Genomic DNA, 12,271 nt, shown 5'->3' on the forward strand with positions numbered 1-12,271 from the left:
CGGCCCCCTACATCGGCTTCGGTTTGATCAGCGCGAAGGGGGCGCCCTGGGGGTCGGCGACCACGGTCATGCGGCCGGCCATCATGTCGAAGGGCGGGGCGAGGACCGTGCCGTTGCGTTTGACCAGTGCGTCCACGGTGGAGTCGACGTCGTCGACCGCGAAGTAGGTCAGCCAGTGGGGCGGGGTGCCGGGCGGGTCGTTGGCGAGCCGGGTGACGCCGCCGACCGCGCGGCCGCCGACCAGCAGCGCCCAGTAGGAGTCCGCGCCCTCCATGGGCTCGATCTCGATGCCGAACGCCTCGCCGTAGAAGGCGGTGGCGCCGGGCACATCGCTGGTGTGCAGCTCGTTCCAGGTCAGCGCGCCGGCCTCGTTGACCACCTGGGCGCCGGAGAACTCGCCGGGCTGCCAGACGCCGAAGACGGCGCCCTGCGGGTCGGCGGCGATCAGCATGCGGCCGAGGCTGCCGACGTCCATCACCGGGACGAGCAGGGTGCCGCCCGCCGAGACGATCGCGTCCTGGGTGGCCTGGGCGTCGGTGGACGCCAGATAGCTGGTCCAGACGGTGGGCGGCGGCTCCGGCATGTCCTGGGGCTTGGGACCGAGGCCCGCCACGGCCTTGCCGTGCAGCTCGCAGACCGTGTAGCCGCCGAACTCGGCCGGTCCCGGCTGACCCTGCCAGCCGAGCAGATCGCGGTAGAAGTCCAGCGCGGCCTGCTGGTCCGATGCCATCAGGTCGACCCAGCACGGGGTGCCGGTCGCGTACGGGGTGGTGACTTCGGGCATCTCTCGCTCTCCCTACCAGGGGCTACCAGGGGCCACGCCACGGGCCGCTCTTTGTCACCATCGTGTGGCCAAACGTGAGCGCCCGCGCGTCAGGGAGGAGACCTAGACGGCCGGATGAGCGGACGGCCGTACGACGACGGGCCCCGTCCTGGGATCAGGACGGGGCCCGTACGGCGTGAAGGCGCGAGGCGGCGGGTTTCGTCAGGTGGAACCGACGAAGAGCACCAGCAGCAGCCAGACCACCGGCGCCGTGGGCAGCAGGGAGTCCAGCCGGTCCATGATGCCGCCGTGCCCCGGGAGCAGGGTGCCCATGTCCTTGATCCCCAGATCGCGCTTGATCATGGACTCGCCGAGGTCGCCCAGAGTGGCGCTGGCCGCGACCGCGAGGCCCAGCAGCAGGCCCTGCCACCAGTGGCCGCCGTCGATCAGGAACTGCATGCACAGCGCGCCCACGACCATCGAGAACGACACCGCGCCGAACAGGCCCTCGCGGGTCTTGCCGGGGCTGATCCGGGGGGCGAGCTTGTGCTTGCCGAAGCGCCAGCCGACGGCATAGGCGCCGGTGTCGCTGACCACGGTGAGCAGCAGGAAGGTCAGCACCCGCCAGGGACCGTCGCCCGCGGTGAGCATCAGGGCGACGAAGGTGGCCAGGAAGGGCACGTAGAACGCCGCGAAGACACCGGCCGTGACGTCCTTGAGGTAGCCCTCCGGTGGTTCCGTCATCCGCCAGACCAGCACCGCGAGCGCGGTGAGGGCCATGGCGACCCAGGCGCCCTCGGCACCGCGCACATAGCCGGCGACCACCATCGCCGCACCGCCGACCGCGAGCGGCACGAGCGGCGCCTTGATCTCCTTGCGCTCCTGGAGCCTGCTGGTCAGCTCCCACAGGCCGACGACGACGGCGACCGCGATCACACCGACGAACACGGCCTTGACGATGAACAGCGACGCGATGATCACCACGCCGAGACCCACGCCGACGCCTATGGCCGCGCCGAGGTCGCGGCCCGCGCTCTTCTTCTGCGGCGCCGGCGTCTGCTGCGGAGCGTCGGGCATGGGTACCGGATTCTGGATCGGGCTCGGGGTCGGAGCCGGGGTCGGCTGGGGCGTCCCGTACAGGGGCTGCGGCTGCGACCCGTAGGGCTGCTGCTGCCCGTACTGCGGCCGCTGCTCGAACGGCTGCTGCTGCGGATGCCGCTGCGACTGCGGCTCGTACGACGGCCGCTCCCCGTAGGGGGGCTCGGTGCCGTACTGCGGCGGTGTCCCGTACTGCGGCTGGGGCTCGTCCCGGAACAAGGGGCCGCTCAGCCGAGCAGCCCCCCGGGCGTCGTCCTGGTCTCCGCCATACGCGGGTACGTCGGGCACGATGGGCATGGGGCGCGTCTGCTGCGCCGCGGGCGCATCGTACGCGGGACCCGCCGGGGCGTCCCCGCCCTGGACGGGCCCACCCTCGGTGGGCCCCCAGTAGCCGGTCCGCCCCGCCGGTGGCGGCGCCCCCCAGGAAGAGTCGCTCATCAGACTTCGAGCAGCTCCGCTTCCTTGTGCTTGAGGAGCTCGTCCACCTGAGCAACGTACTTCGACGTCAGGTCGTCCAGCTCCTTCTCCGCACGGCGGCCCTCGTCCTCACCGGTCTCGCCATCCTTGATCATCTTGTCGATGGCGTCCTTGGCCTTGCGGCGCACGGAACGGATGGAGACCTTGGAGTCCTCGGCCTTGCCCTTGGCGACCTTGATGTAGTCGCGACGGCGCTCCTCGGTCAGCTCGGGGAACACCACCCGGATGATGTTGCCGTCATTGCTGGGGTTGACGCCCAGGTCGGAGTCGCGGATCGCCTGCTCGATGTTGCGCAGCGCGCTCTTGTCGAACGGCGTGACGACCGCCATCCGCGGCTCCGGTACGGAGAACGAGGCCAGCTGGTTGATCGGCGTCAGGGCACCGTAGTAGTCGGCCACGATCTTGTTGAACATCGCCGGGTGCGCACGGCCGGTGCGGATCGCGGCGAAGTCCTCCTTGGCGACCACGACGGCCTTCTCCATCTTCTCCTCGGCTTCGAGGAGGGTCTCTTCGATCACCACTTGCTCCTGCGTGTCTTGAGTAAGGCCCGGCTGCGGTTCCTCAGCGGTTCGGCGGCCGGCTGCGTCGCGTCTTCTTCCTGCACGGTTCCCGACCGGCAGGACATTGTCCATCCCCCGGCCGAGGCGCGTCCCGTCCGTCCCTCGGACAGGTGTCGTACCCGGGCGACGGGGGCGTGCCGGTCAGTGCCGGCTGCCGTGGTCACCCACCAGCGTGCCGATCTTCTCACCCTTGACGGCACGGGCGATATTGCCCTCCGCGAGAAGCTCGAAGACGAGGATCGGGAGCTTGTTGTCGCGGCACAGCGTGATCGCGGTGGCGTCGGCGACCTTCAGGTCCCGGGTGATGACCTCGCCGTAGCCGAGGGCGTCGAACTTGACGGCGTCGGGGTTGGTCTTGGGGTCGGAGTCGTAGACCCCGTCCACACCGTTCTTGCCCATGAGCAGCGCCTCGGCGTCGATCTCCAGGGCGCGCTGGGCGGCGGTGGTGTCGGTGGAGAAGTAGGGCATGCCCATACCGGCGCCGAAGATGACCACACGGCCCTTCTCCAGGTGGCGCACGGCGCGCAGCGGGATGTACGGCTCGGCGACCTGGCCCATGGTGATGGCGGTCTGCACCCGGCTGTCGATGCCCTCCTTCTCCAGGAAGTCCTGGAGGGCGAGGCAGTTCATCACGGTGCCGAGCATGCCCATGTAGTCGGAGCGGGCGCGGTCCATGCCGCGCTGCTGGAGTTCGGCGCCGCGGAAGAAGTTGCCGCCGCCGATGACGACCGCGACCTGCGCGCCGTCCCGTACGACGGCCGCGATCTCGCGAGCGATCTTGTGCACCACGTCCGGGTCGACACCCAGGCCGCCGCCTCCGGAGAACGCCTCTCCGGACAGCTTCAGCAGAAACCGGCCGCGTACTTTGCCGTCGTCGCTCTTCTGGGCCTTGTCGGTCATGGGAGATCCCGCCTCTTTCACGTGTTGCACATACGAAGAAGGCCATTGCCGGTGGGGTCGCTATTCGCTCCCATACGCGGCAATGGCCTCCTCGTCAGATCTGCTGCCGTCCGCCCCACACCCGGGTGTGGCGGTGGTCGCGGACGACTGCTGTCGACCCTATCGGGATTTCTCCGCGGGTCGCGCGTCGATCGCGGTACGGACTCAGATGCCGACCTTGATGCGCGTGAAGCGCTTCAGGGTGACACCGGCCTCGTCCAGCACCTTCTGAACGGACTTCTTGTTGTCCAGCGCGTACGGCTGGCCAAGCAGGGTGGCGTCCTTGAAGAAGCCGTTGACGCGACCCTCGACGATCTTGGCGATCGCGGCCTCGGGCTTGCCCTCGGCGCGGGTCGTCTCCTCGGCGATGCGACGCTCGGACTCGACGACCTCGGCCGGGACGTCCTCCTTGGCCAGGTACTTCGGCGCGAACGCGGCGATGTGCTGGGCGATGCCCTTGGCGACGTCGGCGTTCGGCTTGTCCAGCTCGACCAGGACACCGATCTGCGGGGGCAGGTCGGGCATGGTGCGGTGCATGTAGGCGGTGACGTAGCCGTCGGAGAACTGCGCGAAGCGGTCCAGGACGATCTTCTCACCGAGGTTGGCGTTGGCCTCGTCCACGAACGCCTGGACGGTCTTGCCGGCCTCGATCTCGGAGGCGAGCAGGGCCTCGATGTCGGCCGGGGAGGTCTTGGCGACATGCTCGGCGATGGTCTTGGCCACGGCCTGGAACTTGTCACCCTTGGCGACGAAGTCCGTCTCGCACTTCAGCTCGACCAGGACGCCGGAGGAGTTGTCGTCGGCGATGATGGAGACCACGGCGCCGTTCTCGGCGGAGCGGCCCTCGCGCTTGGCGACGCCCTTCTGGCCCTTGATGCGCAGCGCCTCGACGGCCTTGTCGACGTTGCCCTCGGCCTCGTCGAGCGCCTTCTTGCAGTCCATCATGCCGGCGCCCGTGAGCTCACGGAGCTTCTTGACGTCGGCGGCGGTGTAGTTCGCCATGAGTCAGTGATCTTTCTCGAAGTCTGGGAGATCTTCAGATCCGCACGGTTTGCGATCCACATGTAGTCGCAGAGCGCATACGTCGTACCGACCTATGGATGAACAGCGGGGGCGGAGTTGATGTCGCCGCCCCCGCTGTCAAACGCTGACGCGGCGGATCAGGCCTGCTCGCCCTCGGCGGCCTTCTCCTCGGCCGGAGCGGCCTCGGCGGCGGGAGCCTCGGCGGGGGCCTCAGCGGCCGGAGCCTCGGTGGCCTCGGCGGCGGGCGCCTCGGCAGCCGGAGCCTCGTCCTTCTTCTCACCCTCGAGCAGGTCGCGCTCCCACTCGGCGAGCGGCTCGGAGGCGGCCTTCTCGCCCTTGTCACCGGTGGCGACGCGAGAGCGGGAGATGAGGCCCTCGGCGACGGCGTCGGCGATCACGCGGGTGAGCAGGGTGACGGAGCGGATCGCGTCGTCGTTGCCCGGGATCTTGTAGTCGACCTCGTCGGGGTCGCAGTTGGTGTCGAGGATCGCGACGACCGGGATGTTCAGCTTCCGGGCCTCACCAACGGCGATGTGCTCCTTCTTGGTGTCCACGATCCAGACGGCGCTGGGCACCTTCTGCATCTCGCGGATACCGCCGAGGGTCTTCTCCAGCTTGGCCTTCTCGCGGGAGAGGACCAGCAGCTCCTTCTTGGTCAGACCGGAGGCCGCGACGTCCTCGAAGTCGATCTGCTCAAGCTCCTTGAGGCGCTGGAGGCGCTTGTAGACGGTCGAGAAGTTGGTGAGCATGCCGCCCAGCCAGCGCTGGTTGACGAAAGGCATGCCGACGCGGGTGGCCTGCTCGGCGATGGCCTCCTGCGCCTGCTTCTTCGTGCCGACGAACATGACCGTGCCGCCGTGGGCGACGGTCTCCTTGACGAACTCGTAGGCGCGGTCGATGTACGACAGCGACTGGAGCAGGTCGATGATGTAGATGCCGTTGCGCTCGGTGAAGATGAAGCGCTTCATCTTCGGGTTCCAGCGACGGGTCTGGTGACCGAAGTGGACGCCGCTCTCCAGCAGCTCCCGCATCGTGACGACGGCCATGGCCATCTCCTTGAGTTTCTCGGTTGTGCCGCGTCCGCCGGACGGCGGTCGCGCCTGACGCCCGTGTGCGCCGTGCCGCGAAGGACCGAGAGGCGCTTGGTACGAACCGTTTCCGGATGCCGTACCGGGGCGTGCGAAGTCGACCCGGTGACCCGGATCGCCAGAAGAAGTGTACGGGACCGCCGGGCCAGCGGGTGACGCAGCTGTCCACAACCGGGGAGTAGCCCACAGGTGATGAGGCCGGGGCGGTGGGGTGCGGGACGGTGGGGGCATGAGACGGCATGTGTGGTGCGGGGTGGGGTGGGCGGTCCTGGTGACGGCCTTGACGCTGATCGTGTACGGCAGCCGGGCTTGGGCGGGGCCCTCACGGACGGGGCCTTCGCGGTCGGGGCCCTCGGCTCCGGCTCCCGTTGCGGGGGTGGCTTCGGAGTCGGCCGGGGCTGGGGCTGGGGCCGGGGCTGATGTCGGGGTGCCGGCGATCGGCAGGGTCTGGCCGGTGGGGGTACGGCCGTCGGTGCTGCGCGGCTGGGAGCCGCCGGCGACGCCGTACGGCCCCGGGCACCGGGGGGTGGACCTGGCGGCCGCGCCCGGCAGCCCGGTACGGGCGGTGGCGGCGGGCCGGGTGGCCTTCGCGGGCCGGGTGGCCGGGCGCGGGGTGGTGACGGTGGAGCTGGCGGGGACGGGGCTGCGGACGACGTACGAGCCGGTGCGCCCCTCGGTGGCGGAGGGGGCGGAGGTGGGGGCGGGTGACGTGGTCGGGGTGGTGGCGGAGACGGGCGGGCACTGCGGGGCGTCGGCCTGTGTCCACTGGGGTCTGCTGCGGGACGGGACCTATCTGAACCCCTTGTCCCTGCTGCCGCCGTGGCTGCTGGGGCGGGGGCCGTCGAGACTGCTGCCGGTGCTCACCGGCTGACCCCGCGGCCGCTCAGCCCTGTACGCCCCGAAGCGCCATCCTGACCGCGGCCTCCGTCGCCGCCGCCGGGTCCTCCGCGCCGATCTCGATCCGCCGCACCGCCGCGTCCACGACGCCCTGGAGCAGCATCGCCGCCAACCGCGGCTGCGCCTGCCCCAGCTCCCCCAGCGCCTCGACGATCATCGCGACCAGCTCGCCGTGCGCAGCCCTGATCTTCTCCCGGGCTCCGGCGTCCAGCTCGCTCGCGGAGATCGCCACCACCGCCCGGTGCCGCCGGTCCCCGACGAGGGCCAGCTGCCGGCGGACGTACGCCTCGACCTTCCCCTCGGGCGAGTCCGCGAGCTCCATGGCCGCGGCGACCTCCGCCGCCCACAACGGGAAGTCGACCTCGCACAGCTCTTCGACCACGGCCGCCCGGGAGCGGAAGTACTCGTACACCGAGGAGCGCGCGAGCCCCGTGCGCTCGGCCAGCGCGGGGAAGGTCAGCGCCTCCGTCCCGCCCTCGGACAACAGGGAACGAGCCGCGTCCAGCAGGGCGGCTCGCTGCATCGACCGGTGCTCGGCCACGGAGGCCGCTCGAATCCTTGGCACGTCGACCACTTTAGGACGCGCCCGCGCGAGGCGGCGTCCGCTCAGCGTCCGAAGCTCGCCAGTTTGGCCCTCAGCTGGAGCACCGACTTGGTGTGGATCTGGCTGACCCGGCTCTCGGTGACCCCGAGGACATTGCCGATCTCGGCGAGCGTGAGGCCCTCGTAGTAGTAGAGCGTGACGACGGTCTTCTCCCGGTCGGGCAGCGTGTTGATGGCCCGCGCGAGGAATCTGCGCAGCTCCCGGTCCTCGGCCACCTCCACGGGGTTGTCCGCGGCGGTGTCCTCCAGCGTGTCCATGAGGCTGAGCCGGTCCCCGCCCTCGCCGCCGACATGCAGCAGCTCCTCCAGGGCGACCACGTTGGCGAGCGACAACTGGCTGAAGACGGCGTGCAGTTCCTCCACCTCCATGCCCAGCTCCGCGGCCACCTCGCTCTCGCTCGGGGTGCGCCGCAGCCGGGCCTCAAGGGTGGCGTAGGCGCGCTCGACATTGCGCGCCTTCTGCCGCACCGAGCGCGGGATCCAGTCCAGCGCCCGCAGCTCGTCGATCATGGCGCCGCGGATCCGGGTGATCGCGTACGTCTCGAACTTGATCTCCCGGTCGATGTCGAACTTCTCGATCGCGTCGATCAGCCCGAACACCCCGGAGGAGACGAAGTCGGCCTGCTCCACATTGGGCGGCAGCCCGACGCTCACCCGGCCCGCCACGTATTTCACGAGCGGCGAGTAGTGCAGGATCAGCTGCTCCCGCAGCCGTTCGTCCCCCGTCGCCTTGTACGACCGCCACAACTCGTCGAGCGTCGAGGGAGCGGGCGGCCGCACGCTGCCACCGTCGCGGGCGGCTGGGGGGATCGCCGCCCGGTCGGACCCGGAGGTGTGCTGGGGCATTCGTCGCCTTGTGCCGTTCTGCCGTGAAGTGCCGTCAAGTGCCGTGACCGTGAGTGCGGTGCGGGGAGGGTCACGGGTCGAAAGGGGGCCGCGTGGGTGAGGTGTCGGTCTGATGTCGAGTTGGGTGGTCTGTGGAGACGTCTTCGTGAGCGTAGCGTGACTGGGGAGTCGCGGTGTGCGAACGACGAGGCGCCACCCCCGCGCGGGTCCCGGAGGCCCCTTCGGCATCACCTTCCGCAGCTCGCTCTGTGTGATGGCCGATGGGCGCCAACTCCGGGAAACCCCAAGGGCGTCGGGTGTTCCCCCGGACGGCCGAACACGCTCGGTCAGCATGGGGGGCGACCCGCGCGGGCGGAGATCACCGCCTGGCGTGTCAACTTCCAGCCATCGCCGTGTCGTTCGACGTATCCAAGTGCTCGGAGTTCGTACAGTCTCGCGATCGCCTCGTCCGGGGTGGTACGGGCGGCCGCCGCGATCTCCCCGGCGGGGGACGCGCGGTCGCCGGGGAGCGCGGCGAGGACGATCCTCGCGGCCGGGGTCAGCAGGTCGCGGGGCAGCACCGGACCTCTGCGGGGCGGCGCCAGATCACCCATGTCGCCGACGAGTTCGACCACCTCGGCGGCGTCGGTGACGAGGGTGGCCTCGCCGCGCAGCAGTTCGTGCACCCCGGCGCAGAGCGCGCTGGTGACCGGGCCCGGCACGCCCATGGTGTGTCTGCCCAGGCGCTGCGCGGCCCGCGCGGTGGCGAGCGAGCCGCTGCGGCAGGCGGCCTCCACGACGACGGTGCCCCTGGTCAGGGCGGCGATGACCCGGTTGCGCAGGATGAAGCGGCTCGGGGTCGGGTGGTCGCCCGGGGGCAGCTCGCCGATCACCAGGCCCTGCTGCGCGATCCGTTCGATCAGGGTGGTGTGGCCGCGGGGGTAGGGCCGGTCGACACCACCGGCCAGGACGGCGACGGTGGCTCCGCCGGCCGCGAGGGCGCCGCGGTGGGCGGCGGCGTCGATGCCGTAGGCGCCGCCGGAGACGACGACCCAGCCGCGCTCCGCGAGGCCGGCGGCGAGGGTGGCGGCGACATGGGTGCCGTACTCGGTGCAGGCGCGGGCGCCGACCACGGCGACGGAGCGCAGGGCCCACATCCGCAGGCTGGGGCGGCCGCGGACCCAGAGCCCGAGGGGGCGGGCGTCCGCGAGGTCGTCCAGCTGTCTCGGCCACTCGGGGTCACCGGGCGGGACGAACCGGGCGCCCGCCGCCCGCGCCTGCGCGAGATCCCGCTCCGGCTCGGCCCGCGCCCCCCGCGCCACAAGCCCGGCCCACCGCGCCTTGCTGACCCCCGGCAACGCCTCACGCCCGTCCCTGACCCGCCGCACCACCTCCTCCACCCCGAACTCCCTCACCCACCGCCCCCCGACCTCATCCCCGGGCTCGATCACCCGCCCGAGGAAGATCCGGCCGAGGGTGTCCTGGTCCACGGTGGGGTCGGGGGCCGGGCGCACGGTCACAATAGGGGCGGGGCCCGGGTCCACGGTCACAGTGGGATCGGGGTTCGGGTCCACGGTCACGGCGGGGTCAGGGCCCGGGCCCACGCTCACAGCGGGGTCAGAGTCCAGGCCCACGGCCCCAACGGGGTCAGAGTCCAGGCCCACGGCCCCAACGGGATCGCGGTCCGGGCGCACGGTCACAGCGGCGTCGGGGCCCGGACCCACGGCCCCCACGGAATCACGGTCCGGACGCACCGTGGGATCAGGGCCCGGCCGACCGGCCCTGGCAGGCCCGCGGCCCGGCAAAGCGGTCTCACTGCGACCCCCCGTCCCGGAGCCGCGCGCCTCGGCCGTACCAGGGCCGACCTCCTTCCGGTCACTTCCAGGGTGAGGAGCCGGCGGCCCCTCCTCGGCCGGTCCGTGGATCGACCGGCCGGATTCGGGGGCGGCGCCGCTCATGTCAGCGCGCCGATGGCCATCGGGACCCCGCGTGGGACGCCGGTGCGCAGTTGGAGGGCGAGGGCGACGTCGGTCGCGTCCGGGCGGTCGTGTCCGACGAGGTCGGCGACCGTCCAGGCGACGCGCAGCACCCGGTCGATGCCGCGGGCGGTGAGCACGCCCCGCTCCAGATTGCGCTCGGCCTCGTCCATCGCGCCGCTGACGGCCTGGAACCGACTGCGCAGCTCCCTGCCGGGCACCTCGCTGTTGGTGCGCCAGGGTGTTCCGGTGAGACGTGCGGCCGTACGTTCCCTGGCCGCGCGGACCCGGTCCGCGACGGTCGCCGTGGACTCCCCTCGGGCACCCGGCGCGGTGAGCTGGGCCCGGGTGACCGGATCGATCTCGACACGGAGGTCCACCCGGTCAAGCAGGGGTCCGGAGAGCCGGGCCTGATAGCGGCGGATCGCCGAGGGCGGACACTCGCACAGGGCGTCGCGCTGGGAGAAGCGGCCGCAGGGGCAGGGGTTGGCCGCCAGCACCATCAGGAAGCGCGCCGGAAAGCGGACCACGCCCGCGCTGCGCGCGATCACGACATGCCCGGACTCCAGCGGCTGCCGCAGGGCGTCCAGGGTCTGGCTGTGGAACTCGGACGCCTCGTCCAGGAACAGCACTCCACGATGGGCGAGGGACACCGCCCCCGGTCGCGCGATGCCGGGGCCGCCGCCCACGAGGGACTGCATGGTCGCGGAGTGGTGCGGGGCGCAGTAGGGAGCGATGTCGATGAGCGGTTTACCCGGTGGCAGCAGCCCGGCCACCGAGTGCACCGCCGTGACCTCCAGGGACTCCTCCCTGGTGAGCGTCGGGAGTACGGCGGGCAGGCGTTCGGCCAGCATCGTCTTGCCCGCGCCGGGCGGCCCTTCGAGGAACAGATGGTGTCCGCCGGCGGCGGCCACTTCCACGGCCGTACGGGCCGCGGTCTGGCCGACGACGTCCGCGAGGTCGTGCTCGGAGTCGTGCTGGGCGGCGCCGAGGCTGTGCATGCCGGTGGCGGCGCCGGTGCCCGGCATCCGCAGCCCGGCCAGCAGCGGATCGGGGCGGCCCAGCTCGTCGGGCTCCTCCTCGGGCACGGGTTCCTCGGCCAGCACCGCGATGAGCTGGCGCAGGCTGCGGACGCCGAGCACCGAGACACCGGGGACCAGTGCGGCCTCCGCGGCGGCGCACTCGGGCACGACCACCTGCTCGTAGCCGACTTCGGCGGCGGCCAGCACGGCGGGCAGGATGCCGCGCACCGGGCGCACCCGGCCGTCCAGGCCCAGCTCGCCGATCATGACGATGTCGGCGAGGACCCGGGGGTCGATGCGTTCGGCGGCCCCGAGCACCGCGCAGGCCACGGCGAGGTCGAACCCGGAGCCGGCCTTCGGCACCGAGGCGGGGCTGAGCCCGACCGTGAGCTTCTTCTGGGGCCATTCGGCGCCGGAATTCACCATCGCCGCACGCACCCTGTCCCTGCTCTCCGTCAGGCTCTTGTCCGGGAGGCCGACCAGGGTGAAGGCGGCGACGCCGGGTTCGAGGTCGGCCTGGACCTCGACGACCACGCCCTCGACGCCGACGAGGGCGACGGAACAGGTGCGGGCGAATGCCATTCAGGCCACCCCCCGGGCATGCTCGACCTGGGGTGCGCCGCGGCCGGGGACGAGGACGCCGACCAGGTCGATGCGGACGCCGCCCGGTGGGGCGCCGCCGTGGGCGTGGATCCAGTGTTCGGCGAGGTCGCGCAGCCGGACGGCCTTCTCGGGGGTCACCGCGGCCATGGGATGTTCGTAGCGGCCGCCCGCGCGGGTCTTGACCTCGCAGACGACCAGGACCTCGCCGTCCCTGGCCACGATGTCGATCTCGCCGCTGCGCCCGGCGCGCCAGTTGCGCGCCAGGATCGTCATCCCGCCCTCGGCCAGCCGCCGGGCGGCCAGGTCCTCTCCGTACCTGCCGATCGCTTCTCGTGCGTTCATGTCGGCACCACCTCCGGCGCCAACCGTCACGCGTCCCACCCGGAAATGTGGATCT

General features: G+C 71.6%; 12 protein-coding genes. 1 reads left to right on the forward strand and 11 read right to left on the reverse strand.

All coding sequences use genetic code 11. The annotated features are described in order from the left end of the window. Window positions 1–7 precede the first annotated feature (7 nt). The 6 genes from HEP81_RS11950 to rpsB form a co-directional block, all read right to left on the reverse strand. Entirely contained in the window at window positions 8–784 is a 777-nt protein-coding gene (locus tag HEP81_RS11950; RefSeq protein ID WP_037654541.1) for a VOC family protein, read from the reverse strand. 201 nt (window positions 785–985) lie between these two features. Next, on the reverse strand, window positions 986–2,299 hold the full coding sequence (locus tag HEP81_RS11955) for a phosphatidate cytidylyltransferase (protein WP_078967304.1): 1,314 nt from the start codon (window positions 2,297–2,299) through the stop codon (window positions 986–988). Continuing rightward, window positions 2,299–2,856 carry a ribosome recycling factor gene (gene frr / locus HEP81_RS11960; RefSeq protein ID WP_037654542.1) on the reverse strand — a complete coding sequence of 186 codons (558 nt, stop codon included), beginning with the start codon at window positions 2,854–2,856 and terminating at the stop codon, window positions 2,299–2,301. Before frr ends, HEP81_RS11955 begins: the two co-directional genes overlap by 1 nt. A 183-nt stretch (window positions 2,857–3,039) precedes the next feature. Next, window positions 3,040–3,798, reverse strand: a complete 759-nt coding sequence (pyrH, locus tag HEP81_RS11965; protein ID WP_037654543.1) for a UMP kinase — start codon at window positions 3,796–3,798, stop codon at window positions 3,040–3,042. A gap of 204 nt (window positions 3,799–4,002) precedes the next feature. Next, window positions 4,003–4,839, reverse strand: coding sequence for a translation elongation factor Ts (gene tsf / locus HEP81_RS11970; RefSeq protein ID WP_037654544.1), 837 nt, complete (start codon window positions 4,837–4,839; stop codon window positions 4,003–4,005). A 158-nt stretch (window positions 4,840–4,997) separates the two neighbouring features. Next, a complete protein-coding gene (gene rpsB, locus HEP81_RS11975; protein ID WP_037654545.1) occupies window positions 4,998–5,906 on the reverse strand; it encodes a 30S ribosomal protein S2 in 909 nt (302 codons plus the stop codon). Between the two features lie 271 nt (window positions 5,907–6,177). On the opposite strand from rpsB, the gene HEP81_RS11980 reads away from it, so the two are divergent. Further along, window positions 6,178–6,819, forward strand: a complete 642-nt coding sequence (locus tag HEP81_RS11980) for a M23 family metallopeptidase (RefSeq protein ID WP_243279397.1) — start codon at window positions 6,178–6,180, stop codon at window positions 6,817–6,819. A 12-nt stretch (window positions 6,820–6,831) separates the two neighbouring features. On the opposite strand, the gene HEP81_RS11985 is transcribed toward HEP81_RS11980, so the two are convergent. The 5 genes from HEP81_RS11985 to HEP81_RS12005 form a co-directional block, all read right to left on the reverse strand. Continuing rightward, on the reverse strand, window positions 6,832–7,386 hold the full coding sequence (locus HEP81_RS11985; protein WP_037654548.1) for a TetR/AcrR family transcriptional regulator: 555 nt from the start codon (window positions 7,384–7,386) through the stop codon (window positions 6,832–6,834). Between the two features lie 65 nt (window positions 7,387–7,451). Continuing rightward, window positions 7,452–8,294 carry an RNA polymerase sigma factor WhiG gene (gene whiG, locus HEP81_RS11990; RefSeq protein ID WP_037654549.1) on the reverse strand — a complete coding sequence of 281 codons (843 nt, stop codon included), beginning with the start codon at window positions 8,292–8,294 and terminating at the stop codon, window positions 7,452–7,454. 326 nt (window positions 8,295–8,620) lie between these two features. Further along, window positions 8,621–9,787: a DNA-processing protein DprA gene (gene dprA / locus HEP81_RS11995; protein ID WP_190275985.1), complete on the reverse strand. Its 1,167-nt coding sequence runs from the start codon at window positions 9,785–9,787 to the stop codon at window positions 8,621–8,623. Between the two features lie 440 nt (window positions 9,788–10,227). Continuing rightward, a complete protein-coding gene (locus HEP81_RS12000; protein ID WP_037654550.1) occupies window positions 10,228–11,853 on the reverse strand; it encodes a YifB family Mg chelatase-like AAA ATPase in 1,626 nt (541 codons plus the stop codon). Next, on the reverse strand, window positions 11,854–12,216 hold the full coding sequence (locus tag HEP81_RS12005) for a YraN family protein (RefSeq protein ID WP_037654553.1): 363 nt from the start codon (window positions 12,214–12,216) through the stop codon (window positions 11,854–11,856). Window positions 12,217–12,271: the final 55 nt, after the last annotated feature.

The organism is Streptomyces griseofuscus (assembly GCF_014673495.1).
In the GTDB taxonomy this organism is placed as follows: domain Bacteria; phylum Actinomycetota; class Actinomycetes; order Streptomycetales; family Streptomycetaceae; genus Streptomyces; species Streptomyces murinus.

Coding starts and splice junctions, on each gene's coding strand:
- pyrH (WP_037654543.1), bottom strand. CDS start 3,798: ATGACCGACAAGGCCCAGAAGAGCGACGACGGCAAAGTACGCGGCCGG.
- HEP81_RS11955 (WP_078967304.1), bottom strand. CDS start 2,299: ATGAGCGACTCTTCCTGGGGGGCGCCGCCACCGGCGGGGCGGACCGGC.
- HEP81_RS11950 (WP_037654541.1), bottom strand. CDS start 784: ATGCCCGAAGTCACCACCCCGTACGCGACCGGCACCCCGTGCTGGGTC.
- whiG (WP_037654549.1), bottom strand. CDS start 8,294: ATGCCCCAGCACACCTCCGGGTCCGACCGGGCGGCGATCCCCCCAGCC.
- HEP81_RS12000 (WP_037654550.1), bottom strand. CDS start 11,853: ATGGCATTCGCCCGCACCTGTTCCGTCGCCCTCGTCGGCGTCGAGGGC.
- rpsB (WP_037654545.1), bottom strand. CDS start 5,906: ATGGCCGTCGTCACGATGCGGGAGCTGCTGGAGAGCGGCGTCCACTTC.
- HEP81_RS12005 (WP_037654553.1), bottom strand. CDS start 12,216: ATGAACGCACGAGAAGCGATCGGCAGGTACGGAGAGGACCTGGCCGCC.
- HEP81_RS11980 (WP_243279397.1), top strand. CDS start 6,178: ATGAGACGGCATGTGTGGTGCGGGGTGGGGTGGGCGGTCCTGGTGACG.
- tsf (WP_037654544.1), bottom strand. CDS start 4,839: ATGGCGAACTACACCGCCGCCGACGTCAAGAAGCTCCGTGAGCTCACG.